The organism is Thioclava dalianensis (assembly GCF_000715505.1).
Lineage (GTDB): Bacteria > Pseudomonadota > Alphaproteobacteria > Rhodobacterales > Rhodobacteraceae > Thioclava > Thioclava dalianensis.
This window is the reverse complement of sequence record NZ_JHEH01000045.1, coordinates 1-23,546: the sequence shown is the minus strand read 5'-3', so window position 1 is coordinate 23,546 and position 23,546 is coordinate 1. Positions and strand designations below refer to the sequence as shown.

The following is a 23,546-nucleotide window of genomic DNA, read 5'->3' as shown; positions in this document are numbered from 1 at the left end:
CGGCAAACTCGTCCAGCAGGAACAGCGTGGGTGCCCGCTGGCGCTCTACTGGGGCCTGTGCGGCTATCTGGGCCGTCAGAGGCCGCTCAGCGTCCCGTGCGATGTCTTGGAGCGCCTGGGACACCAGAAGGCGCAGCCAGCGGCTGTAGGCGTCCAGCCGGTTGGGCGGCAGCACGAGGAACACCGACGTGACCCGGTGCCGCAGGTCCACGAACTGGAAATCCGACCGCGCCATGACCTTGCCGATGCGCGGGCTGTCGAGGAAATGGGTGTGGCGCTGCGCGTTCGACAGGACGGAGGCGGCTTCCCGGTCCGCCTTGCCCGCGAACCTGTTCGCTGCCCGCGCGACCAGCCCGTCCGCCGCATCGCTGTCCTGCATCAGCTTCAGCAGGTCCGCCATCCGGTCCGGGGGCAGGGTGAGATATTCCCGGACCGAGCCGAGGTTGCGCCGCGTCGGCTCCTCGTGCGCCACGCAGAACATGATCAGCCCGCCGAGGAAGGCCCTGGCCTCCTCGTTCCAGTGCGCGTCCCCGGACTGGCCCGGCGGGTCCACCACCAGCGCGTCCGCCAAGGACGCGGCATCCTCGCTCAGATCGGGAGAGTCCGCTGATAGGCGGTCCAGCGGATTACAGGCGGCGGAGGGACGTCCCGAGACGCCGAAAGGATCGAGGACGTGGACCGTTCCAAAGCGTTCCCGGGCGGCCCCGGCGATCTTGGCATTCTCGCCCTTGGGGTCGATGACCAGCACCGAGCGTTCCGCCGCCAGCAGGTTGGGGATCACCGTGCCGACGCCCTTGCCCGCCCGCGTGGGGGCGAGCGTCAGCAGATGGGCCGGACCGTCGTAGCGCAGCAGACGGCCGGTTTTGGGATTGCGGCCGATCAGCAGGCCGTCCGCCGCTTCCAGTTTCCGCAGCTCGTTCTTCCCGGCAAACCGCGCCGAGCCGTGACTGTCCCGCCCAAGGCCCCCGAAGAAGGTTTCCGCGCCGGAGATGTCGAGCCAGTGCCGGAACGCGAAGACGGCACCGACGACCATGAACGGCGCGAACACCAGCCATTGCCAGGCACTCTCGCCGGGGTTCTGATCGAAGATGGCGAAGACGAACGGCGTGGCGACAAGCGATCCGATACCCATCCCGAGGACCAGCCAGAGCGCCAGCCATCCGAGCAGGAACGGCGTGAAGATCAGGCGATGAAAGAACCGGAACAGACCATCGAGGACGAGAGCCACCGCGCGCATCAGGAGGACGTGTCCGCATCTGTCGTCGGGGCAGGGGAGGCAGCATCACCGGAGGATGGCGCATCCCAATCCGCGAAGGCCTTGCGGTCCTGTTCGCGGGCGAGGTTGCGGATCAGGCGGTCGAGCATGGCGGCGGCGTTGGTATCGCGTTCGGCCAGATCGAGAAGAGCGCCCCCGAGGATGACCTTGCGCCGTGTATCCATTTTCCGCTGTCTGGTGGTTTCCCGGTTCCTGATCGCCTGAAGGCGGGCCTTGGCCTGGGCATATCGCTTCTCGGCTTTCTCCAGTTCGGTCTCGGCCATTTCCGTAAATCCACCTTTCAAGAGAGCGGGTCGCAAGGTTAGTATTGCCAGATCAATCGGTAGCGCTTACCCGTAGGCCTGTAAAGGACAAGGGCGCACTTATGCAAACTCTCCACCTGCGGTTCCGAGATTTGCGTGCGATCTCTCCGGGGCAAAGCCCCAGCCGATGGCAGACCCCCTCCGCCGCGAAGCGCGACGGAATGGGAGGTGCCTTCGCCCTCCCAAACCCTCCAGAACCAACCTTGGCGGTTGGATCGCTTCCCGCAACGTCGCGCCAGCGTCCCGACCGATGCCCCACGGAGGGGGCCGGTCTGCCGCAGGCCTCTCCGTTCCGGGAGGCACATGACGTCGGACCTGACGGTGCCGCCATGTGCCGGGTTTGCCCCCGGCAAACCGCCCGTGAGCTGACCCATGATCCCGCCCCCCACGAGGCTGGGGATCATGGATCAGCCCACTGGCAAGCCCGCGCCTCAGAGGCCCTTCGGGCCGCTTCGTTCGGGCTGTCTTTCCCCCTTCGGCCCCAGCCATCTGGTGGGCGGGCCTCCGGGGAAAAGACGGCTGACCGGACCGCCAATGTCGGGGCATTGGCCGGAGTCAGCCGCGCGGCTCGTTGGCAGCGTCCTTCGTCTGCGGGAGGGTAGGGCGCATGGCCAGCTACCACCTCTCCGTCAAGACGATCAAACGATCCGCCGGGCGCTCCGTCACCGCCGCCGCCGCCTACCGCGCGGGCGAGCGCATCGAGTGCCAGCGCGAAGGCCGTCTGCACGACTACACCCGCAAGCAGGGCATCGAGGAGACGTTCATCGTCGCTCCCGAACATGCCCCCGCCTGGGCGCAGGACCGGTCCGCGCTCTGGAACGCGGCCGAGGCCAGCGAGACCCGCCGTAACTCCGTCACGGGGCGCGAATGGGAGCTGGCTTTGCCGTCCGAGATCGGCGCGGCCGAGCGGTCGCGGATCGTCCGCGACTTCGCGCAGGAGCTGGTCGGCCGCTACGGGGTCGCCGTCGATGTGGCGATCCACGCACCGCACCGCGAGGGGGACCAGCGCAACCACCACGCGCACGTCCTGACCACCACCCGGCAGCTTGAGCCGGAGGGGTTCACCGCCAAGACGCGGGTTCTGGATTCCGCGAAGACCGGCGGCGTCGAGATCGAGCAGATGCGCGGGGTCTGGGCCGAGTTGCAGAACCGGGCGCTGGAGCGTGTCGGGGAGATCGAGCGTGTCGATCACCGGTCGCTTGAGGCGCAGCGCGAAACGGCGCGGGAGCGCGGCGACGAGCTGAAGGCCGGGGAGCTGGACCGCGACCCGGAGCTGAAGCTGGGTCCGGCGGCGAACTCCATGGAGCGCCGCGAGAAGGCATCCGCCGCGCGCGAGGGCCGGGAGTATGTCCCGGTCACGGAACGCGGGGCCGTGGTCCATGCCGCCCGTCAGGCCCGCGAAGCCTTCCGCGACATGCGCGAGAGGGTCGAGCTGGCCCGCGAGACCTACGGCATCGCCCGCGAGGAAGGGCAGGGGCGCGTCTCCGCCGGTCTGGCGGCGCTCCGGGCGGCGGCCGCGAAGGATCGGGGCGCGCACGAGGCGGGAGATTTACGGGAGCGGCTGGCGCGGATCACCGGGCGCGACGAGGTAGAACGGGACGGGCCGGAGGCGGAGACCGAGCGGACCGACCGGGGCCGGGCGCAGGAGCGGCTGCGCGAGACCTTGGGCAAGGACCGGGGGGACGGGATCGAGCGGGATGGCGAAGTCGAGCGCGACGGCGACAGGCCGTCGATCCGGGAGCGGCTGGACGCGGTGCTGAACAAGCCGCGCGAACGGCTGGACATCAAAGACGAGCGGGAACGCGAGCTGGAGAAAGCCAGGGAGATCGAGAGGGCGCGTGATCTGGACCGGGGACCGACGCATGGCCTCTGATCTGCCGTTGTTCCGAGCCTTGCCAAGAGAAAGGCCGCGCGAGCTGAAGCACCGGCTGATGCGCGAGGGCCGGGCCGTCGCCGACTGGCCCAGAAGACCTGGGATCAAAATTCACCCGGCTACCCGTTTCGATTACGCAGTTCCTACAGGAACCGGCGCACCTTGGCTTTGTATTTGAGATACGCCGCCCCATAGCGCTCTTTCAGCCATCCCTCCTCGGCAAAGGGAAAGGCTATGAACACGGCGATACCCGCGATGATCGCGGGCAGCGCTACGATGGAGGCGCTCAGCAAGGCCCAGCCGATCAGGATCGCGATATCGCTGAAATACTGAGGGTTTCGGGAATAGCGGTAGAGCCCGTTTATCTTGAGCTGGCCTTCGGCACCCATCGTCTGGTTTGCGCCGAAGCCGATTACCTCGAACCAAGCGCCAGCATTTCCGACGAGGATCAGGATCGGCCCAATAAAATAACGCAGCCAGACCGGCACCTGTGCTTCTCCCCAGCCCAATATCCCTAAAGCGACGACTGCGGCTGAAAAGGTGAACGTGCCGCCCCAGCCTATGAACAATGCTGCGGGTCCGAACGTCTGCGGGGGCCATATCCTGCGGTCGGGCTTTGCCACGGACCATAGGGTGGCCGCCAGCGTCAGTCCGGCAATCGTCAGCGCCACGGCTGTTAGGATCAGGCTCATGGTATTCAACTTTCACGCTCCGGATCAAAACGCAGAAGCCGGAGGGCGTTCAGCGTGACCAGAACGGTTGCGCCGGTGTCGGCCAGAATGGCGATCCAGAGACCGGTGATGCCGAATATGGTAGTCACGAGGAACACGACCTTGAGTCCGAGTGCGATGGTCACGTTCTGGCGGATGTTGCCCATGGTGGCGCGGGCGAGGCGGATCATCGCGGCCGCATCGGTGACGCGGTTGCGCAGGATCGCAGCGTCTGCCGTTTCCAGCGCCACGTCGGTCCCCGACCCCATTGCCACGCCTACCGAGGCCTGCGCGAGCGCGGGCGCATCGTTGATGCCATCACCGATCATCATCACGCCGTCTTTGGCCATGGCGCGGATCGCTGCGACCTTGTCTTCGGGCATGAGGTCCGCCTTGTAGTCGATCCCGAGATTTCCGGCGATGGCGGCGGCGGTGCGGGCATTGTCGCCCGTCAGCATGACAGCCTCCACGCCCAGCACCTTGAGCTGGCGAAGCGCATCCACGGCGTCGGATCGCGCCTCGTCTCGCATGGCGATAAGGCCGAGGCCCCGCCCTTCGCGGTAGACGACCACCACGGTTTTGCCCTCTGCCTCCAGCGCGTTGGCCTCGCGGATACCGTCGTCATCGAGTGCGCCTGCCTCGGTTGCGAAACCGGGAGAAGCGACCCAGGCGAGCGCCCCGTCCACCATTGCCTCGACACCTTTGCCTACGATGGCACGCGCACCGTTGGACGCGAGCGCCGCGGTTCCTGATTTCTCCGCATGGGCCGAGATCGCTTCGGCGAGCGGGTGTGAAGACCCCGCCTCAACGCCAGCGGCAACGCCCAGTATCTCGGCCTCGACGGCCCCGTTCAACGGCACGACATCCGTCACCGATGGCCGCCCGGCGGTCAGCGTGCCGGTCTTGTCGAACGCGACATGGGCGGACTTGGCGGCAGCCTCGATGACTGCCCCGCCTTTCATCAGCAGCCCACGTCGTGCGCCCGAGGACAGGCCGGATGCGATGGAGGCCGGGACGGAGATGACCAAGGCGCAGGGACAACCGATCAGGAGGAGCGCCAGGCCCCGGTATATCCACGTCCCCCAGTCGCCCCCAGCGGCGAGCGGCGGCACCAGCACCACGAGAAGCGACAGGCCGACGATGGTCGGCATATACCAGCGGGAGAAGCGGTCGATGAACCGCTCGGTCGGCGCGCGCGCACTCTCGGCTTCCTCCACCAGTGCGACAATGCGCGAGATCGTGTTGTCCTCGGCTACCTTGGTGACACGGATGTGCAGGGCAGCTTCGGCGTTGATGGAGCCCGCGAACACCGTGTCGCCCGGCCCGCGCGTGACGGGAACGCTCTCGCCTGTGACCGGGCTTTGATCCACGCCGGATGTCCCCTCGACCACTTCGCCATCGGCGGCGATCCGGTCGCCGGGGCGCGCCAGAATAATCTGGTCGATCCGCAAACCGGCCGCAGCTACTTCACGGTTTGACCCGTTTTCGACCAGCAGGGCAGATTTGGGAACGAGGTCCGACAGCGCCCGGATGGAGGCGCGTGCCCGGTCTGCCGCCACGCCCTCAAGCACCTCGCCCACGGCGAACAGGAACACGACGAGAGCCGCTTCCTCAGCCGCGCCAATGACAAGCGCACCCACGGCGGCGATGGTCATCAGCATCTCGATGGTAAAGGGAAGGCCCGCGCGAAGGGCTGCAAAGGCGCGCCGCGCGACGGGAGCGACACCGATAAGACATGCCAGCACGAAGGCCCAGCGGCCGATATCCTGGGAGGTCAGCAATTCCAATGTCCACGCGACCGCGAGGAGCGTGCCCGTCAGGATGACGAGCCGACCCTTGCTTGTCTGAAACCACGACTTGCCTCTGTCGGCAGGGTCGTTGTGAACGTGCCCGGTCCTGTCGTGATCGTTCTCCGCCGCAGGATCGGGGTCCGCCATGGCGTCGCTTACACCGTAGCCCAGACCGCGAACTGCCGTCTCGACCCGGTCGCGCGATGTTAGGGAAGAATCGAGCGTCAGGCGCAACCGTTCGCGCATGGGCAGAACCTCGACCGCGCTCACACCGGGCAGCCGTTCGACCGCACCCCTCACCTTGGTGGCGCAGGAACCACAATCCATGCCGGACACGGTCCATTCGCAGGCCAAGGCGTCAGGTGAAGTGTTCGCAGTCGAATCCGTTTCGTTGCTCATCGCGTATCTCCAGCTCCCCGGTCAGGGTAATTTACTTTGTAAGCAATAGACCTAGTTGCTCTAGTCACTAGAGGTTCAAGGGGGTTTCTGATGTTTTCCATTGGAGCACTGTCACGGCATACGGGGGTCAAGGTTCCGACCATCCGATATTACGAGCAGATGGGGTTGATGTGCGCGCCGGAGCGGACCGAAGGCAACCAGCGGCGCTACGGGCGCGCCGAACGCGAGCGGCTCGGCTTCATCAAACACGCCCGCGACCTCGGGTTTTCCATCGAGGCGATCTCCGCATTGATCGAGCTGAACGACCATCCCGACCGATCCTGTGCGGAGGCGTCGGAAATAGCCGCCTATCAGCTTTCCAGTGTCCGCAAGAAGATCGCGAGCCTGACACGATTGGAGAGTGAGCTGTCCCGGATTTCGGACGGTTGCTCGGGGAATGGCATCGCCGATGAATGCTATGTGCTTGCCTCGCTGGCAGATCATGCGAGGTGCGAAACCGATCACTGAGGACATTCGGATAGCGGCCAGAAACGATGGTTTTTGGAAGGTGCCTTAAAGAAGTGGCCGCACAGTTCGGACCATGCGACCAGCGTCGTACTATTCGGCGTTCTCGACCAGCCAGGCGGTCATCTTGTCGATCTCACCGACCTGCGCGGCAATGATTTCTCCGGCAAGTTCGATCATCTGTGGGTCGTCACCATACTCAAGCAGAACCTGCGCCATGTCGATTGCACCCTGATGGTGAGCAATCATGGCGCAGGCGAATGCCACGTCGGCATCTTCACGCATCATACCTTCTTCCATCGCTGGCATGGTGATTGCCATTCTGCGCATATTTTCCTGCACGTGCTCCGGCATGGCATCAAGATCGACACTCTCCGAACCCGTGTCGTCAGCCGGACCGTCGTGGCCCATCGCCGAATGATCCATTTCCCCAACAGCAGACATGTCGGTGCACTGTTCGGGAGACTCGAACCCGGCATCCTGTGCCAAAGCCGGTGCGGAAAATGCCAACGTCGCAATGGCAGTTGCGAGGGCGGTCTTCATGATGTTCATTTTCGAGTTCTCCTGTTTATGTCAATTTCCGAGAGGATCGGTGCGGGAGGTTTCAGGCTGCGAACCACATCCCCAGCATCCAGAGGCCCATCCCCATCATCATCAGGTTTTCTGTCAGGCTTACGAATCCGAGAGGCACGTTCGAGTTGCCGCCCAGACAGGCGCACTTCAGCTCTCGCTTGTCGATGTATACGGCCTTGAACACGCTGATCGCACCGACCGTTGCGATGAAGAGCGCCGCAGGAGCAGCAAGCGGGGTCAGTAACATGCCCGTCATCAGAATGCCTGCCCCGGTCTCGACCCAAGGGTAGACATAGGCATACGGCACCCATTTCCGCGCGAGCAGGTCATAATTGAGGAACATCGTCGTGAAGCTTTCGATGTCGCGGAGCTTCTGCATCCCCAAGAGGATCATCGAGACCGAGATAAACCAGCCGAGCGTTTGCCATGTGATCGTGCCGAGAAAGCCAATGGACAGCGCGAGCGCCGTCGCGGCGGCCACGGCGAAGAGGTAGATCACCGGTTTGTAGGTCGTGGCCTTCGGATCGTAGTCGGTGAGCTTCTGGCGCAGGGCATCATAGCCACCGACACGCTCGCCTTCGATCCAGACCTGCGGTGTGGTGGAAACGTCGTATTCTTCCTTGAAGGCATCGACTTCTGAGCGTTCGCGGAACAGCCGGTCATCGACCTTAAATCCTTTGCGGTCCAGAAGCCAGCGTGCCTTTTGCCCTGCCGGGCACAGATGGTTCGGCAGAGCCATGCGGTAGAGAACGGCTGTTTTCCCGGTCGCGGCGGTGGCGGGATCGGTTGTCACGTCGGCAAAGTCGCGGGTGTCCTTTGGCATTTCATAGTCTCCTTGCGATCAGCGTCCGCGAGAGTTGCGGATAAAATAAACGATACCGGTAATCAGAAAGGCGATGACAAGCAGGGCAATCAGCCCCATGCCGCCCATCATCCAGCCTGCACCTTCGTGCATTTCGCCATTCATCATTGCTCAGTTTCCTTCTTCGGTGCGGGGAGTGCCGGGGGCTGCATCCCCGTTGGCCTCGATATCCGCGATGTATCGCTTCATTTCCGCGATCTCGCCGCGCTGCGCTTCGATGATCGCATCGGCCAGCTCGCGGACGCGCGGGTCGGAAATATTGGCCCGTTCGCTGGTCAGGATCGCGATGGAGTGGTGCGGGATCATCGCCTTCATCCAGGCGACATCGCCAACGGTGTCCTGAGACCGGACGAGATAAACACCGGCGGCGAAGGCGATGGCTGCGCCTGCAAAGATCGCGATGTTGGCTTTCCGGTTGGAATACATGCCCAGCATGAAGGCGAGCATGATGATCGCCATCATCCCGCCCATGTAGAGCGCCATCCACATCCGGGTCTGCGAGAAGAAGACGTGATCGAGGGCGTAGGTGTTGAGATACATCAGCCCGAACATCACGACCGTCGATGTCGCAATCATTGCGGCAAAGCGTCCATAGCCCATGCTGCCACCGCCCTCGTGTTTGTTCATATTTTTCGTCATGATGGGTAAACCTTTCCTTTCCTGATTATATATACCCCCTATAGGTATAATAAACCCCGCCGATACCAATGAGTTCCGAGGAGACGACATGAAGCAGGACAAGCAGCGCACTCTCGACCGGCTCGCCCGACTGGAAGGCCAGGTGCGGGGTATCGCCAAGATGGTCCAAGAGGATCGCTACTGCGTCGATATTCTGGCGCAAACGTCGGCTGTCCGGTCCGCCTTGAAGGGCGTGGAGCGGATGCTGCTTGAGAACCACGCCCATCACTGCGTCGAGGACGCCATCGGCAGCGGTGATCCGGCGGCGCAGCGCGAGAAGTTCAGCGAACTGATCGCAATGCTTCAAAAAACGCAGTCGTGAAAGGACCCACTGGAGTCAGACCGGCTGTTCGCTGTCCTCGGAGCCTCATGTCGAACCGCTTCGACGCGCTTCGCGTCACTGTCGTCCCTCCATTTCGTCGTGCCGGTCACGGATGTCCTGCGGCCAGGTGGATTTGATGTAGCTGAGGACGGCGACGATTTCTTCGTCAGTAAGCGTGCCTTCATAGACGGGCATGTTCGTAGCATAGTCCGGGTCGCCGATCATCCGGCCCACCCCGTATTTTGTCAGGTGGAACAGCGTGTCGCCGTCATGGTGCCATGTGTGTCCGGTTGGGTCATGCGGTGGTGCTGGCAACCGGCCGTCGGGCCCCCGCGCGCGCCAGTCTGGTTGACCTTCGAGGTTTGCTCCATGGCATGATGCGCAGTTCGCGGCATAGACCTCCGCCCCGCGCGCGACCGTTTCCGGATTATCCGCGCGCAACTCAATCCGACTCTGCTCGGCCGATCCCGGTCTAAAGGCGAGGAAAGCGGCCCCGACAAGGGCCACCCCCGCGATAGCGATTACCGCTACCTTTTTCACAAGCCAGCCTGATAGAAGACCTCGCCTTCGCCCGCAGTGCCGTCGAAGGCGATCACGTCGTACCGGGCCGACGGATCGTTCCCCATTCCCGGCGAGCCACCGGGCATTCCGGGAACGGCGATACCTGCGATGTCGGGACGTTCCTCCAGCAGCCTGGCGATAGCCGCGAAAGGCACATGGCCCTCGATCACATAGCCGCCGATCATCGCGGTGTGGCAGGCCCAAAGGTTGCTGGGCAGATCGGCGTCCAGCTTGACGCTTGTGACATCGGCCGTGTCGGTCGTTTCAACATCGTAGCCCTCTTCGCGGGCCAGTGCGACCCATCCGGAGCAGCAGCCGCAGGTCGGGCTCTTCGTGACGTGCATGGTGCCAAGTTCGGCCATCGCCATATGGTTTTCGGCATGAACCATGGTCGGCATCGTCAGCGTTGCGGCCCCGAACGCCAGTGTGGCGGCTGGAAGGATGGTCAGAACAGATTTGATTGGTGTCATGGATATTCCTCTCGAAGGATTGCACGCGCAGGAAGGACCTGTCGCGGTGTGATAATCAGCCATAGGCTGCGCCCCGAAGGGCGCGGGGGACATCACACGGCGCGCGGCGGGTCGAGAGTTCCGGATGGCTCGGTCCCGGTCAGCAGGATCGCAAGTTCGATTGTGAAGGACTGCATCGCCTCCGGCGTGCCGCAGCTCATCGTCATAGTGGGAATAATGGCCGGAACGGCATGGCAGCTCGAAGATCGCTCCATGCTGCCCTCGCAACAGCTTTCGTGATCGACGGACATGACTGTCATATCGGCGGTGCCTGCATGACTCACCGCCATCGCTCCGGACAGCGAGGTCGAGAGGACGATCAGAATGATTGTGAGTAAGCGGACCAGATACATGTTATATACCTACATAGGGTATATTGTTCCGGCAAGCCCCTCGCGAGTCAAGAAACCAACAAGCCGGTTGCATATACCCATATGGGGTATATCTGGAAGGTGACAGACACCATGTGTGAAGGACATGCCATGACCAACGACACGTCGAGCGACCATCGTTCGGAAACGGAAAAATCCTCCTGTTGCGGCCATTGCGGAGGCGCACAGCCCGCAGCGGCGTCAATCACACCAACGGATGGGAAGGCCGTCGATCCCGTGTGCGGCATGAGTGTGACGGTCGCGACTGCCAAGCATGTGGCACAGCATGATGGCGAAACTTTCTATTTCTGCTCGGCGGGGTGCAAATCCAAATTCGAGACCCGCCCTGCCGTCTTTCTCGACCCGGAGCTGAAAGCTGAGCCCGCCGCAGCCAACGACGACATCTTCACCTGTCCCATGCACCCCGAGATCGAGCAGATCGGTCCCGGAAGCTGTCCGATCTGCGGTATGGCGCTGGAGCCGAAGGGCATCAACCTTACCGAAGGACCAAGCGAAGAGTACATCGACTTCCGACGCCGTTTCGTCGTCGGCGCGGCCCTCACGGTCCCGCTTGCCATTGTCGCGATGGGTCGCCATTTCGCGCCGGACGCTTTTTCGATCATATCGGCGTCCTGGCTGGACTGGATCGAGCTGTTGCTCGCCACCCCTGTCGTTCTGTGGTGCGGATTGCCCTTCTTCGAGCGCGGCATCGCATCCGTTCGCAGCATGAACCTCAACATGTTCACGTTGATCGCGCTCGGCACTGGCGTGGCCTATATCTATTCTCTTATCGCGACCATTGTGCCCGGAATCTTCCCGCCGCAGTTTCGCGGACCGACGGGCGAAGTCGGGGTATATTTTGAGGCGGCGGCCGTTATCATTGTCCTCGTGCTTCTTGGACAGCTTCTGGAATTGCGCGCCCGTGAGCAGACGGGGGGCGCGATCCGCGCACTGCTCGACCTCGCACCAAAAACCGCACGGCTTGTCGAGAACGGCACCGAGCGGGACGTCCCTCTCGACATGGTGCGCAAAGGCGACGCCCTGCGCGTGCGACCTGGCGAAGGCGTGCCGGTAGACGGTGTCGTCATAGACGGCTCCTCCTCCATCGACGAGAGCATGATCACCGGAGAACCGCTGCCCGTCACCAAGGCAGAGGGCGACAGTGTAACAGGTGCATCGATGAACCAGACCGGCAGCTTCGTGATGCGGGCCGAAAGGGTCGGCTCCGAGACGATGCTCAACCGTATCGTGCAGATGGTCGCAGAAGCGCAGCGCAGTCAGGCCCCGATCCAGAAGCTGGCCGACAGGGTCGCCGGGTGGTTCGTGCCCATCGTGCTCGCCGTTGCGGTCGTCGCCTTTGTTATCTGGTCATTCGTAGGGCCTGCCCCGGCAATGGCTCTCGGCCTGATTGCGGCCGTTTCCGTGCTCATCATCGCGTGTCCCTGCGCCCTTGGTCTGGCGACCCCGATGTCGATCATGGTCGGAATCGGCAAAGGCGCGTCAAACGGCATCCTGATCAAGAATGCCGCCGCATTGGAGCGCTTTTCTGCGGTCGATACGCTCATCGTCGACAAGACCGGCACACTCACCGAAGGCAAACCGGCGCTGGTCGAAGTGATCGCGCAAAGCATTGATGAAACGGAATTGCTGCGCGATGTCGCGGCACTTGAGGCGCAATCGGAGCACCCTCTTGCACGCGCGATCGTTGATGGTGCCAAGGAACGCGGCGTCGAGCCCGCACCCGTTGAGGGTTTCGGCAGCATCACCGGCAAGGGCGTCTTTGGTGATGTCGGGGGACGCCGCGTCGCGGTAGGCAACCGCGCCATGATGGAAAGTGAAGGTGCCGACCCGTCGACGTTGAAAGAAGCCGCCGACGCCGCCCGCACGCAGGGACAGACAGCCATGTTCGTCGCTGTGGACGGAAAGGCCGTTGGTCTCATCGCGGTCGCGGACCGGATCAAGGCAACGACTGCGGACGCGATCCGGGCTCTGCACGACGAGGGACTGCGGATCGTCATGCTGACCGGTGACAATGCCATAACCGCCAAGGCCGTCGGCGAGGAACTGGGAATCGATGAAGTCATCGCCGACGTGCTTCCCGAAGACAAACACGATGTGGTCAGACGCCTTCAATCCGAGGGCCGTGTCGTCGCCATGGCGGGCGACGGCGTGAACGATGCCCCCGCCCTCGCGGCGGCGGACGTCGGTATCGCGATGGGCACGGGCGCGGATGTGGCGATGGAAAGTGCGGGCGTCACGCTGGTGCGCGGCGACCTCTCGGCGCTTGTCACAGCCCTCCGCCTCAGCCGCGCGACGGTCGCGAACATCAAGCAGAACCTGTTTTTCGCCTTCATCTACAACGGCGTCGGCGTTCCGATCGCCGCAGGTATCCTCTACCCCGTGATGGGACTTCTTCTTTCGCCGATGATCGCGGCCCTCGCCATGAGCCTATCATCCGTCAGCGTCATCGCGAACGCACTGAGACTGAGGAACGCGCAAATCTGAACCTTTCCGGCCTTGCTGCCGGGGCGGTCAACCCAAGAGGCCACCGAAGGACAAAGATGATGAAGTCGACCGGCCTAAAACGGGCGATTCCGCCGGTCCACCCTGCCCCACGCAAAATCAACGGGTTCGCTGTGCCACAAACCCCGGCAAAACCTTTGCGGTTCTGGCAGGTTTTTGTCACAGTGCGGCATGATCATCGGATACGCCAGAGTCAGCAAGGACGACCAGAACCTGGATGCCCAGACCGACGCTTTGACAGCGGCCGGAGCGGGCAAGTTGTTTGCGGACAAGATCAGCGGATCAAAACGAGAGCGGCCCGAGCTGGACAGGATGCTGGACCAGCTCCGCGACGGCGACGTTGTGACCGTCACCAAATACGACCGCCTGGCCCGGTCCCTCAAAGACCTTCTGGAGATCGTGGAGACCATCGGAGCGCAGGGTGCGGGCTTCCGGTCCCTTGCCGAGGACATCGACACCACGACGCCGGCCGGCCGTCTCACGTTCCATGTCTTCGCATCTATCGCCCAGTTCGAGCGGGAGCGAATTTCCGAGCGGACCAAGGAAGGGCTGGCATCGGCCCGCAAGCGAGGCCGGATCGGGGGCAGGCCCCCTGCCCTCTCCCCCGCCCAGAAGATCGAGGTGCGGCGCATGAGGGACCAGGAGCAACGGGCCGTCCCGGAGATCGCGCGGCTGTTCAAGGTTAGCGAGAGAACCGTGCGGCGAGCTTAAGGCATTGCTTAAAAATGAAGACTAGATGATGGAGGAGCCCAGCCAGTCCAAAACTGGTGCTGGCAACCGATAGCCTGAAAACATTGAAACATGATGGCAACATACACTTACAAAGCATAGACAGATAGGGCGACCGCTTGAGGCGCTTCACATGAAAGGTGATCAAATTGGCTGACAAGAAAACTATATTTGTGGCATTTGCGATTGAAGATGAACGGCAGCGCGATTTTTTGAAGGGTCAGTCATTGCACCCACGTGCGCCCTATGAGTTCATCGATATGTCAGTCAAGGAACCCTACGACAAAGACTGGAAGGATCGGGTTCGTACCCGGATCAAGCGGTCGGACGGAATAATTGTCTTGGTAAGCGAAAACTCACTGACCTCCAGCGGGCAAAAATGGGAAATCGGTTGTGCGCAGGAGGAAGGAAAACCTATTCGCGGCATCTACGCATACAAAACTGATCGAACAAGTATCGCAGGTTTTACAACGTATCCCTGGAACGACAAGAATATCACCGATTTTATCGACGGGTTGTAAATAAAAATGCGCAAGGCACTGATCGTCGGTATCGACCATTATGAACATATTTCATCACTAAGCGGATGCGTGAACGATGCGCATTCTGTGAAGAGTGTTCTCGAACGGCATGCTGACGGCACTGTCAACTTTGCCACTCCCCGTATATTGACGGGGACTGGCGCCAATGACCTGATTCCGAAAGCTGACCTGAAGGCTGCCGTTCGGGAACTGTTCAAAGACGATTCCGAGATTGCCCTCTTCTATTTCGCCGGGCACGGCTACATTGAGGACACAGGCGGGTTTCTTTGTGCGAGCGATTGCAAGACGGGTGACGATGGCCTTTCCCTCGCCGAAGTCATGACTCTCGCGCGCGATTCAAACGCGAAGAATAAAGTTATCATCCTTGATAGCTGCCATAGTGGCATTGCCGGTGATCGGCCGAATCAAGGCGGGACGGCTGAGATTCAAGAGGGAACAACCGTCCTTACAGCCTCGGCGGCAGATCAGTACGCGATGGAAGTGGCGGGCGGGGGAGCCGGTGTTTTCACCAATCTGTTTGTGGATGCTCTTGGAGGTGCGGCTGCCAACCTTCTCGGCGATGTCACACCAGGCAGTGTCTATGCCCATATTGATCAGTCACTTGGGCCGTGGGCGCAGCGACCTGTCTTCAAGACGAATGTAAAAACATTCGTTTCCCTGCGCGAAGCAGCTCCACCTATTGCATTGGCTGAACTACAGGCGCTGACAACCTATTTTCCTCGCGCGGACTACGAACACCCTCTTGACCCAACCTATGAACCTGAGCGTTCCGAGGAGCAGAAAGCCGATCCTGACATACCAAATCCCGATCCGCAGAAGACCGCGATCTTCAAGATTTTGCAGAATTACGTGAAGGTCAATCTCGTGCGACCTGTCGGGGCTCCGCATATGTGGCACGCCGCGATGCAGAGCAAAGGATGCGAGCTGACGGTTCTTGGCGAGCATTATCGCAAGCTGGTCGAAGAAGGGCTGATATAGCGGAGGCGGTATGAAAAATGGCCAAATCGATCATGTTCTTGAAAGCATTGTCGAAGAACTTGCCGCTATCGAGCATGAACGCTGGTCGCACTGGCAGCGCTACATGCACGAAAAAGGCACAAGACAGTCAGACGGTTCACTGGTCATTGCGGCTGAACTGGTTGAACGCTGGGAGCGTCAGATGGAAACAGCCTATGCAGAACTGAGTCAGAAGGAGAAAGAGAGCGACAGGGAACAGGTTCGTAAATATTTGCCGACGATCAAGAAGGCACTCAAAGGCTAGGGTTTGGATGCGATGGCCGATCATGTCGATGTGGAAACAGATGATGCCGAGTCCGGCGTATCAGAGATCGACGAGCAGTATCTCGATGAGTTGCGGGGCTATCGTCACGATCTTCTGGCACTGCAAAACGAGCAAATCTCTAGCTACGATAAGGCGATCCTGAGCCTATCCGGTGGAGCGCTTGGCATCACCGTTGCTTTTGCTGATAAATTTGGCGGAGACATTCCGGTTGTAACGTGGGCTCTTTTGGCCTCTTGGGGTGCCTTCAGTACAGCGATAGGTTTCAATGTTATTTCCTACCTCTTCTCAAGTTATGACATGGAGGCGGAAGTCGAGAAAGTCCGGTCAAGTATCCAAGCTGGTGGAACTGAATTCAAGTCGGGCAACAGGTGGCGGAGCGCGACCCAATATACAAATGTTTTGGCCCTTTTGGCCTTTATGGTTGGGGTTGGTTTGTTCGGCTATCATGCTCATACTATGATGAAGACCTCCCTAGCTACGGAAGGAAGCTACGATGACAGATAAAAAAGATCAGCCGAAACCGACGCAGATCAATGAAGGGCACTTCAGTCCGAAACCGCCGATTCAGGTAGAGCGAGGAGCGATCAGTCCATCTGTTCCAGGAAGACCCCCTTCCGGCGTAGGAAAACCACAAACTGGTCGTCCGAGCCCGGCCGCACCTACGCGTCTCGCACCGAAACCGAAGAAATAGCGACAGGCTTTTGCGCCCTGCGGCACATGTTAAGCTGGGATCAGAACAAAGCGTGAACACTTGCCGAAACAGGGTTTCCAAGTCCGCTGGGACGGATTATGACATGTTGTCATAAACCGACACAAAACAGGGGCAGGCCCATGAACGCGCATCCACGGACAGAATTTGCAGAGCTGATGGAGCGCGCCGGTCTCGACATCGACACAGCGGCGGAACTTCTGGACGTGAACGCCCGCACGGTCCGGCGACATATCAACGGTGAAGGCAAGCGGATCGACCGGCTTAGGCTGGAGAAGCTGCGCCAGACAGCGGATGCGCGCTGCACCAGCGAACGGCCCGAGGGTTTCCGCTTCATCGACCTCTTCGCGGGAATCGGGGGGCTGCGCCTGCCCTTCGAGGCCATCGGGGGCCGGTGCGTCTTTACAGCGGAGTGGGACCGGTTCAGCCGCGAAACCTACAACGCCAATTTTCCCGAGCCTGCCGACAGCGAACATGTCTTTGCCGAGGACGTGCGCCCCTATGCGAACGCACCCGAGACAATTCCGGCCCATGACGTGCTTCTGGCCGGTTTTCCCTGTCAGCCGTTCTCTATCGCGGGTGTGAGCAAGAAAAACGCCCTTGGCCGTCCGCACGGCTTTCTCTGCGACACGCAGGGAACGCTTTTCTACGATCTGGCCAAGATCATCGACCATCACCGCCCCCCCGCCTTCCTGCTGGAGAACGTGAAGAACCTTGAGCGCCATGACGGCGGCAAGACCTTCGCCACGATCATCCATGTGCTGGAGAAGGAGCTGGGCTATCGCGTCTTCCACAGGGTCATCAGTTCGACTCCGTGGGTGCCGCAGAAGCGCGAGCGTATCTTCATCGTCGGCTTCAAGGATCACAGCGTCGGGTTCGACTTCGATCAGCTCGCCGTGCCGGAAGGCGACGGCCCGACGCTTGGCTCCATCCTCGATAGGGATGTCGATCCGAAATACACGCTCACGGAACACATGTGGAATTACCTTCAGGGCTACAAGGAGAAGCACCGCAGTGCTGGGAACGGGTTCGGGTTCTCGCTCTTCGGTCCGAAGGACGTGGCCCGCACCCTGTCCGCCCGCTACTACAAGGACGGCTCTGAAATCCTGATCGAGCAGAAGGGCGACCGCCCGCGCCGCCTGACACCGCGCGAATGCGCGCGCCTGATGGGGTTCGAGAAGCCCGGACGGACGGACTGGAAAATCCCCGTGTCCGACACGCAGGGCTATCGCCAGTTCGGCAACGCGGTTGTCGTGCCGGTGGTGAACGCCGTCGCGCAACTCATGCAGCCGCGCATCATCGAGGCGATGGAGCTGGACGGGCGGCAGGTGCCTGCCACCGTGCAGGTCCGGCTTCCCCTGCCCGAGCCCGGTATCGCAGCGGAGTAATGCCCGCCGATACTGTTACGCCTGCAACCCGAAGCCGGATGATGGCAGGCATCAAGGGCAAGAACACCAGACCGGAGCTGATGATCAGGTCGGCGCTGCACAGGCGCGGTTTCCGGTTTCGGCTGCACCGCAAGGACCTGCCAGGAAAACCCGATCTTGTGTTCGCAGGCCGGGGCGCGGTGATCTTCGTTCATGGCTGCTTCTGGCACGGGCACGACTGCCATCTGTTTCGCTGGCCGAAGAGCCGCGAGGAGTTCTGGCGCGACAAGATCGGCAGGAACATCGAGCGCGACCGGCGGCAGTATCAGGCCCTGACCGAGGCGGGCTGGCGCATCGGAACGGTCCGGGAGTGCGCCCTGAAGGGCAAGACCCGCCTGCCCTTCGACAGCGTTGTCGATCAATGCGCCATATGGTTGAAATCCGATACAAAAACGCTGGAGGTGAGCGGTGATTCAACGCGGGCAACTGTCTGACTATTTCGAGGGTGTCGGGGTCAAGCGCCTGTCCGCCGTGGATGCCGAGCCGAAGACATCGAACCAGCACGAGGTCGGCACGACGAAGAAGATGCGGGACGATTTTCTGGGCGAGACGCACCAGCAGAAGTTTCCCGCGATCTACATCTGGCTTGGCGGCGATCAGGAGGGCTTCACCGAGGAAAGCTGGGCCACGCACTACGACGCGCGGATCAGGAAAGAGGATCGCGCCGCCGAATGGCGGCTCTACTACCCTTCAAACCCCGTCACGGAGGCCATGAAGGCCGGAGACACCCTGTTCCTCGCCAAGGACCAGGGCGGCGTCCTGTGGTTCATCGTGGCCCCGGAGGGGTCCACCAGCGAGCAACAGCTCTTCTGGCTGTTCGGCCTGCGTCCGGAAGGAAAGTCCTTCATCTCGCGCGAGTTCTCGGATGAAGAGCCGGAGCTGGACTTCGCCGCTCGTTTCATTCTGGACGAGATCGGCGTCGAGTTCGAGGAACCGGAAGCCGACAAGCTGGACAGCATTATCGAGAGGTTCGGCACCACTTTCCCGAAGACGGCCGAGTTCTCCCATCTGGCCCGTCTCACCCTGCCCGAGGTCCGCGCCGAGGACGACCCGGACGCGGCGCTCATTGCTTGGCTGGACCACGAGGAGGCCCTGTTCCGGCGGCTGGAGCGCAAGGTCGTATCGTCGCGGATCGAGGCCGGGTTCGTGGACGACAGCGGCACGGACGTTGACGGCTTCATCAGCTTTTCCCTGAGCGTCCAGAACCGGCGCAAGTCCCGCATGGGGCATTCGCTGGAAAACCACCTTGCCGCCGTTCTCGGGGCGCATGACATCCGCCATGTCCGGGGCGCGGTGACGGAACACAACCACAAGCCCGACTTCCTCTTTCCCGATCTGGAGACCTACCAGGCCGCACCGGCCGGGGGAGACCCCCGCCTAACGATGCTGGGGGCCAAATCCACCTGCAAAGATCGCTGGCGGCAGGTTCTGGCGGAAGCCGAGAAGATCAGCCGCAAGCACCTGCTGACACTGGAGCCGGGGATTTCCGGGCCGCAGACAGACCAGATGGAGGCGTCCGGCCTTCAGCTCGTGGTCCCCTCCCCTGTCCATGGCAGCTACACGGACGCGCAGCGCGGCTGGCTCTGGTCGGTCGGTGATTTCATTGGCGAGGTTCGGACGCGGCAGACCTGATGCACCATCCAAAGCAACAACAAATGTTGTTTTGTGGGGCAACGTGCACTATTTTCAGATCATGCCCAGACTTTCAATCGACATCACCCTCGAAGAACACCAGAAGCTGAAGGCTATCGCCGCGCTGAAAGGCGAGAGCATCAAGGACTATGTGCTGAAGCGCACCCTTGGCGATGCCCCTGCCCTCGATGACATGAGCGAGGACGAGGCGATTGCCGCCCTGTCCGACTTTCTCCGTCCCCGGATCGAGCAGGCGCGGCGCGGCGAATTTTCCACGAAGTCGATGGCCGACATCCGGCGCGAAGCGCACGATCAGGCCGGTCGATAGCCGCCCCCATGCAGTCCCATGACCTCACACTTGCCGCCGAAGAGGATTTGCGCGGCATCTGGCGCTACACCTACGAGACCTGGGGCTTTGACCAGGCCGAGACGTATTTCGACCGGATCGAGGCGTGCTGCGAGGCCGTTGGACGCAAACAGGCGCAGTCAAGGGCGCTCGACGGATTGCCGGACGGTATCCGCATCCATCGTTGCGAGCACCACTACATCGTCTGGCTGGACGGGGATCGGCCGATCATCATCGCCATCCTGCACGAGCGGATGGATTTCATGCGGCGGCTGAAGGACCGACTGTAGTCTTTCTGGCGAAACGACTGGTTGCGCCACCAAGGAATGAGTATATACTCATTTGAGTAAAAACTCATTTACACATGGTGACTGACTTGCCGATTATCTCGATACTGAATCCAAAGGGCGGCAGCGGAAAAACGACCATCACCACGAACCTTGCCCGTTCGCTGCATGAACGCGGCCACAAGGTTCTGATAGTCGATTCCGATCCGCAGGGCAGCGCCCGCGACTGGCACGCGGCCAACGAAGAGAACCCCCTGCCCCTTGTCGCGCTGGACCGTGCAAACAACGTCAAAAGCCTGCCGGATGTCGCCGCTGCCTATAATTTTGTCATGGTGGATGGCGCGGCGAAGCTGGAGGACATGATCGCCGCGAGCATCAAGATCACCGATTTCGTGTTCATCCCGGTCACACCCAGCCCCTATGACCTGTGGGCGGCTTCTGACCTGGTGGAGTTCATCAAGGCCCGCCAAGAAGTAACTGACGGCAAACCTGCGGCCCGGTTCATCATCAGCCGCGCAATCGCCGGAACACGTCTTGGCGACGAGATCGTCACGGCACTTGCGGAACAGGGTCTTGGCGTGTTTGGCACTCACATCACGCAGCGGCAGGTCTATCCCCAGACGGCAAGCGAGGGGGGAACGGTGTTCGACAGCAAGAACGCCGATGCCTTGGCGGAGGTGAACGCCCTGACAGACGAGATTCTCGCCTTCATCGACGCGGAGGGTGCATGATGGCCCTTTCGAGCAAACGCCCAAGCCAGCGCGACGAGATCAAGTCGAAGCTCCTGAACGATGTGACCGAAACCAACGAGAAGAAGCGCCGTCTGAACGCGGAGATCGAGGACTCGCTCTACCGCCGCATCAAGGGGCGCGCGGCGGAAGAAGGCCGGACCATATCCAGCATCACCCGTGATCTATGGATTGAGTATTTGAGTAAATGAGTTTCTGAGTATTTACTCTACCACCCGTTGCGGCCGCGTTTTTTGTACCAGCTCTTGCAGAACCCGAGGAACGCGGCGTCCGGGTTCTTCGGAGGCTCTTTCTGCCTTGCTGCATAGGTCCGCCACTCCCCGACAAGAACCTTGATGTCCCATGTCGGGGCCAGCTCCCGCGCCTGTTCGAGGGTATCCGGCGAGAGGGGCAGGATGTAGCCGCCGGTCAGCCGATCCTGTTGGGGTTTCGCCGCGTAGGTATCAAGAAACTCGCGTTTCGGCGTGACCGTCAGGATGTCGGCTTCCAGCCGGAAGGCGTAGTCCGGCATGTGATTGTGTTCCTCGTCAGCCTTGCAGATCGCCTTCACGAGCCGCCGGAACTCCTTGTCCGAGGATGTCGAGCCGGTGCGGCCCTGTAGCTTTTCAAGACCGCATTTCCATTCCGGCTGGGTTCCGCATTGCTTGCGGGCCAGCTCATACAGACGACGTTCCAGAGGCTTGCGGAGCTGAAAGTAGCGACGGTTCAGTGTCAGGACATCATCACCGGCAATCGCGTTGAAGACCCAATCGGAGAGGGTGACTTCGAGATCGAGCATCCGGCCGTCACGGGTTTCGCGCACGATCCGGTAGCGATCAATCAGGCTGAAACCGTCAATCTGTTCGACGCCGCCTGTTGTTATGTTCGTCTCGATCTGGGTTCCCTGTAGCCGCTCCAGCGCGGCTTTCAGTCCGGTGTAGCCGGTTCCGGCGACGGGACGGTTGGTTGCGACGAGCAGATCGTATGCCTTGAACCGCAAGGTCCGGTGAACCTTTTTGCCATCGTTCAACGCCGCCATGACCTGCGAAATGCAGTAGATGAGCACGTCGCGGTCATGGACCGTAGCGAGGCCGATCATGTTCGGTCTGATCTCGACATAGCTCTTACCGTCAGTAGCCACGTAGCGGCGTTTTTTCGTGTCAGGCTTGGTCGAGAGGGTGAAGATCGGATGCGCCATCGAGGCCATGTCGCCCTTGGGCGCGGCGTCGAAGATGTCGCAGACGAAGAAGTCTCCCTGTGCATGTCGCAAGGGGAGCAGCGGCGTTCGGTCCTGTTTCGTAATATCACCCACCATGGCGGCAATATTCGTAATTTCACACACCGATGCAAGCGGTTCGTAATATCACCCACTGAGGTCGCTTTCGTAATATCACCCACCATCTATCGTAATATCACACACCGGCTATCGTAAGATCACCCACCGGAGACCGAAAATAGGCTCGATTATACGCATATATTCAAGGGCTTAGCGAATGGTATGATTCGCGTAACACAGACTCTAACACATATATAACACCCGGTTTTCATGCTGAGGCCGATGCAGAGGCGGTTCCGGACCAGTCACGGGCGGTAGAACACGCAGGCATCGACACCCGCTGTGGTCGTGGTCCAGACACCGCCGATGACAGCGCAGGTGGAGGGGTAGCTGGCCATGAAGCGGGGCAGGGCGACCGACATCGCCAGAGCCAGAACGACAGCGCCCAGAGCGAACCAAGGCCAGTGCGCTTGCCAGTCCCTCAGCCGCTCTTCCCGGTTCGAGATACTGCGAAGCGTATCCCGTTGATCCTGTCGCGCCTGGCCGAGAACCTCCGCTGTCTGCTTCGTGCCCCGGTCCAGATGGTTGGTCGCATACTCCAGACGCTGGAGCGTTTCCGAGAGCTGCCCGTCGATGGCCTGCCCGACCAGCTCGCCATAATGCTTCGGATCGGTCTGTGCCTTGGCGGCGAACGCGGCCTGGCGCGCTTCCGTCGCCGTCTTGTTGATCCGGTCGAGCGCCTTCGTCTGGTCATCCACCCGGTCCGAGACGCTGGCCATGACCGTCGAGAGCAGTTCGAGGGTTTCGCGCAGCTCGTCGTCGGAAAGGGACGGGAAGGGGGGCTGGTCAGGCATGAGACGGCATCCTTTCGGGGTCAGGCGGTCTGCGGGACGAACAACCCGTCAAATTCGCGGTCGGCATAGTAGCGCAGTTTCTGGACCATCGCCGTGGGCTGGCCCTGGACGCGCAGAAGCTGGAGGTGCGGCGGAAGCTGCATGATTTCATCGGGGGTCAGCAGGTCGCGGCCGGTGATCGAGGTGCCGGTCGTCGGCATGTCGCCGGGTTTGAAGTTCTGGGTCTGATACCCGATGGTTTCCTGTCCCATCGTCTGGCTCAGCCATTTCGCCGTCTCGAAGTCGTTCACCCCGAAGACCTGCTGCACCCCGGCATTGGCCACGAAGGTGGAGGCGCGTTGCCCGTAGAGGTCCCTGAGCTGGCTCATGTCCTGCAGGATCGGCCAGAGCTGGAGGCCATATCCCGCCATAAGCCCCATGGCGCGCTCCACGGCCTCCAGACGACCCAGAGCGGCAAACTCGTCCAGCAGGAACAGCGTGG

The 23,546-nt window shown here is 61.5% G+C and carries 30 protein-coding genes; 16 read left to right on the top strand and 14 right to left on the bottom strand.

The window, feature by feature from the left end:
• Together DL1_RS18895 and DL1_RS18890 are read right to left on the bottom strand one after the other, a co-directional pair.
• Positions 1-1,237: type IV secretory system conjugative DNA transfer family protein (locus DL1_RS18895; RefSeq protein ID WP_051693689.1), on the bottom strand; the 1,237-nt coding region annotated here is incomplete at its 3' end.
• A complete protein-coding gene (locus DL1_RS18890; RefSeq protein WP_038069364.1) occupies positions 1,237-1,539 on the bottom strand; it encodes a hypothetical protein in 303 nt (100 codons plus the stop codon). The genes DL1_RS18890 and DL1_RS18895, both read right to left, overlap by 1 nt.
• Before the next feature lie 646 nt (positions 1,540-2,185).
• On the opposite strand from DL1_RS18890, the gene mobQ reads away from it, so the two are divergent.
• A complete protein-coding gene (gene mobQ, locus DL1_RS18885) occupies positions 2,186-3,451 on the top strand; it encodes a MobQ family relaxase (protein ID WP_038069362.1) in 1,266 nt (421 codons plus the stop codon).
• Between the two features lie 143 nt (positions 3,452-3,594).
• Here the strand turns inward: mobQ and DL1_RS21355 are convergent, their stop codons facing one another.
• Positions 3,595-4,143 carry a methyltransferase family protein gene (locus DL1_RS21355; protein WP_074855036.1) on the bottom strand — a complete coding sequence of 183 codons (549 nt, stop codon included), beginning with the start codon at positions 4,141-4,143 and terminating at the stop codon, positions 3,595-3,597.
• Between the two features lie 5 nt (positions 4,144-4,148).
• On the bottom strand, positions 4,149-6,350 hold the full coding sequence (locus DL1_RS18875; protein ID WP_051693687.1) for a heavy metal translocating P-type ATPase: 2,202 nt from the start codon (positions 6,348-6,350) through the stop codon (positions 4,149-4,151).
• 90 nt (positions 6,351-6,440) lie between these two features.
• On the opposite strand from DL1_RS18875, the gene DL1_RS18870 reads away from it, so the two are divergent.
• The gene (locus DL1_RS18870) at positions 6,441-6,857 is read left to right on the top strand and encodes a MerR family transcriptional regulator (RefSeq protein ID WP_038069359.1); all 417 of its coding nucleotides are present in this window, start codon (positions 6,441-6,443) and stop codon (positions 6,855-6,857) included.
• A gap of 90 nt (positions 6,858-6,947) precedes the next feature.
• Here the strand turns inward: DL1_RS18870 and DL1_RS18865 are convergent, their stop codons facing one another.
• The 4 genes from DL1_RS18865 to DL1_RS18855 are packed head-to-tail and all read right to left on the bottom strand — an operon-like array spanning position 6,948 to position 8,916.
• Positions 6,948-7,406, bottom strand: coding sequence for a DUF305 domain-containing protein (locus DL1_RS18865; RefSeq protein ID WP_038069350.1), 459 nt, complete (start codon positions 7,404-7,406; stop codon positions 6,948-6,950).
• A gap of 52 nt (positions 7,407-7,458) precedes the next feature.
• Positions 7,459-8,250 (bottom strand): glutaredoxin family protein, encoded by a 792-nt coding sequence (locus tag DL1_RS18860; RefSeq protein ID WP_051693686.1) that lies wholly within the window; start codon positions 8,248-8,250, stop codon positions 7,459-7,461.
• Positions 8,251-8,268: 18 nt separating this feature from the next.
• Positions 8,269-8,397 (bottom strand): hypothetical protein, encoded by a 129-nt coding sequence (locus DL1_RS22270; RefSeq protein WP_281244646.1) that lies wholly within the window; start codon positions 8,395-8,397, stop codon positions 8,269-8,271.
• Between the two features lie 3 nt (positions 8,398-8,400).
• The gene (locus DL1_RS18855) at positions 8,401-8,916 is read right to left on the bottom strand and encodes a DUF305 domain-containing protein (RefSeq protein ID WP_245739668.1); all 516 of its coding nucleotides are present in this window, start codon (positions 8,914-8,916) and stop codon (positions 8,401-8,403) included.
• 100 nt (positions 8,917-9,016) lie between these two features.
• On the opposite strand from DL1_RS18855, the gene DL1_RS18850 reads away from it, so the two are divergent.
• A complete protein-coding gene (locus DL1_RS18850) occupies positions 9,017-9,289 on the top strand; it encodes a metal-sensitive transcriptional regulator (protein ID WP_038069347.1) in 273 nt (90 codons plus the stop codon).
• Between the two features lie 75 nt (positions 9,290-9,364).
• Here DL1_RS18850 and DL1_RS18845 read toward each other — a convergent pair whose 3' ends face one another.
• The 3 genes from DL1_RS18845 to DL1_RS18835 form a co-directional block, all read right to left on the bottom strand.
• Positions 9,365-9,829 (bottom strand): c-type cytochrome, encoded by a 465-nt coding sequence (locus DL1_RS18845; RefSeq protein ID WP_038069345.1) that lies wholly within the window; start codon positions 9,827-9,829, stop codon positions 9,365-9,367.
• Positions 9,826-10,320 (bottom strand): DUF411 domain-containing protein, encoded by a 495-nt coding sequence (locus tag DL1_RS18840; protein ID WP_038069341.1) that lies wholly within the window; start codon positions 10,318-10,320, stop codon positions 9,826-9,828. The genes DL1_RS18845 and DL1_RS18840 overlap by 4 nt, the downstream gene beginning before the upstream one ends.
• Positions 10,321-10,412: 92 nt before the next feature.
• Entirely contained in the window at positions 10,413-10,712 is a 300-nt protein-coding gene (locus DL1_RS18835; RefSeq protein WP_038069340.1) for a hypothetical protein, read from the bottom strand.
• 129 nt (positions 10,713-10,841) lie between these two features.
• On the opposite strand from DL1_RS18835, the gene DL1_RS18830 reads away from it, so the two are divergent.
• From DL1_RS18830 to DL1_RS18770, 13 genes are all read left to right on the top strand, one after another.
• Positions 10,842-13,235 carry a heavy metal translocating P-type ATPase gene (locus DL1_RS18830; protein ID WP_081856409.1) on the top strand — a complete coding sequence of 798 codons (2,394 nt, stop codon included), beginning with the start codon at positions 10,842-10,844 and terminating at the stop codon, positions 13,233-13,235.
• Between the two features lie 189 nt (positions 13,236-13,424).
• Complete coding sequence (locus DL1_RS18825) at positions 13,425-13,964, top strand: recombinase family protein (protein WP_038069333.1); 540 nt, start codon at positions 13,425-13,427, stop codon at positions 13,962-13,964.
• Between the two features lie 167 nt (positions 13,965-14,131).
• Positions 14,132-14,503 carry a TIR domain-containing protein gene (locus tag DL1_RS18820; RefSeq protein ID WP_038069372.1) on the top strand — a complete coding sequence of 124 codons (372 nt, stop codon included), beginning with the start codon at positions 14,132-14,134 and terminating at the stop codon, positions 14,501-14,503.
• Between the two features lie 6 nt (positions 14,504-14,509).
• Positions 14,510-15,502, top strand: coding sequence for a caspase family protein (locus tag DL1_RS18815; RefSeq protein ID WP_038069331.1), 993 nt, complete (start codon positions 14,510-14,512; stop codon positions 15,500-15,502).
• A gap of 10 nt (positions 15,503-15,512) precedes the next feature.
• Positions 15,513-15,785, top strand: coding sequence for a hypothetical protein (locus DL1_RS18810; RefSeq protein ID WP_038069325.1), 273 nt, complete (start codon positions 15,513-15,515; stop codon positions 15,783-15,785).
• Between the two features lie 12 nt (positions 15,786-15,797).
• Positions 15,798-16,310, top strand: coding sequence for a hypothetical protein (locus tag DL1_RS18805; protein ID WP_038069322.1), 513 nt, complete (start codon positions 15,798-15,800; stop codon positions 16,308-16,310).
• Between the two features lie 327 nt (positions 16,311-16,637).
• Positions 16,638-17,903 carry a DNA (cytosine-5-)-methyltransferase gene (gene dcm / locus DL1_RS18800; RefSeq protein WP_038069317.1) on the top strand — a complete coding sequence of 422 codons (1,266 nt, stop codon included), beginning with the start codon at positions 16,638-16,640 and terminating at the stop codon, positions 17,901-17,903.
• 41 nt (positions 17,904-17,944) lie between these two features.
• Entirely contained in the window at positions 17,945-18,376 is a 432-nt protein-coding gene (locus tag DL1_RS18795) for a very short patch repair endonuclease (RefSeq protein ID WP_248642602.1), read from the top strand.
• Entirely contained in the window at positions 18,351-19,574 is a 1,224-nt protein-coding gene (locus tag DL1_RS18790) for a type II restriction endonuclease (RefSeq protein ID WP_245739670.1), read from the top strand. The genes DL1_RS18795 and DL1_RS18790 overlap by 26 nt, the downstream gene beginning before the upstream one ends.
• A gap of 43 nt (positions 19,575-19,617) precedes the next feature.
• The gene (locus DL1_RS18785; RefSeq protein WP_211250645.1) at positions 19,618-19,902 is read left to right on the top strand and encodes an antitoxin; all 285 of its coding nucleotides are present in this window, start codon (positions 19,618-19,620) and stop codon (positions 19,900-19,902) included.
• Positions 19,903-19,910: 8 nt separating this feature from the next.
• Complete coding sequence (locus DL1_RS18780) at positions 19,911-20,210, top strand: type II toxin-antitoxin system RelE/ParE family toxin (protein ID WP_038069312.1); 300 nt, start codon at positions 19,911-19,913, stop codon at positions 20,208-20,210.
• 86 nt (positions 20,211-20,296) lie between these two features.
• On the top strand, positions 20,297-20,938 hold the full coding sequence (gene parA / locus DL1_RS18775; protein ID WP_038069366.1) for a ParA family partition ATPase: 642 nt from the start codon (positions 20,297-20,299) through the stop codon (positions 20,936-20,938).
• Positions 20,935-21,147 carry a hypothetical protein gene (locus DL1_RS18770; RefSeq protein WP_038069307.1) on the top strand — a complete coding sequence of 71 codons (213 nt, stop codon included), beginning with the start codon at positions 20,935-20,937 and terminating at the stop codon, positions 21,145-21,147. The genes parA and DL1_RS18770 overlap by 4 nt, the downstream gene beginning before the upstream one ends.
• Before the next feature lie 17 nt (positions 21,148-21,164).
• On the opposite strand, the gene trfA is transcribed toward DL1_RS18770, so the two are convergent.
• The 3 genes from trfA to DL1_RS18755 form a co-directional block, all read right to left on the bottom strand.
• Positions 21,165-22,250, bottom strand: a complete 1,086-nt coding sequence (gene trfA / locus DL1_RS18765) for a plasmid replication initiator TrfA (protein WP_038069305.1) — start codon at positions 22,248-22,250, stop codon at positions 21,165-21,167.
• Positions 22,251-22,516: 266 nt separating this feature from the next.
• The gene (locus tag DL1_RS18760) at positions 22,517-23,065 is read right to left on the bottom strand and encodes an AAA family ATPase (protein ID WP_038069303.1); all 549 of its coding nucleotides are present in this window, start codon (positions 23,063-23,065) and stop codon (positions 22,517-22,519) included.
• Between the two features lie 20 nt (positions 23,066-23,085).
• Positions 23,086-23,546 (bottom strand): type IV secretory system conjugative DNA transfer family protein (locus tag DL1_RS18755; protein WP_038069301.1); only part of this gene is annotated, 461 nt, incomplete at its 5' end.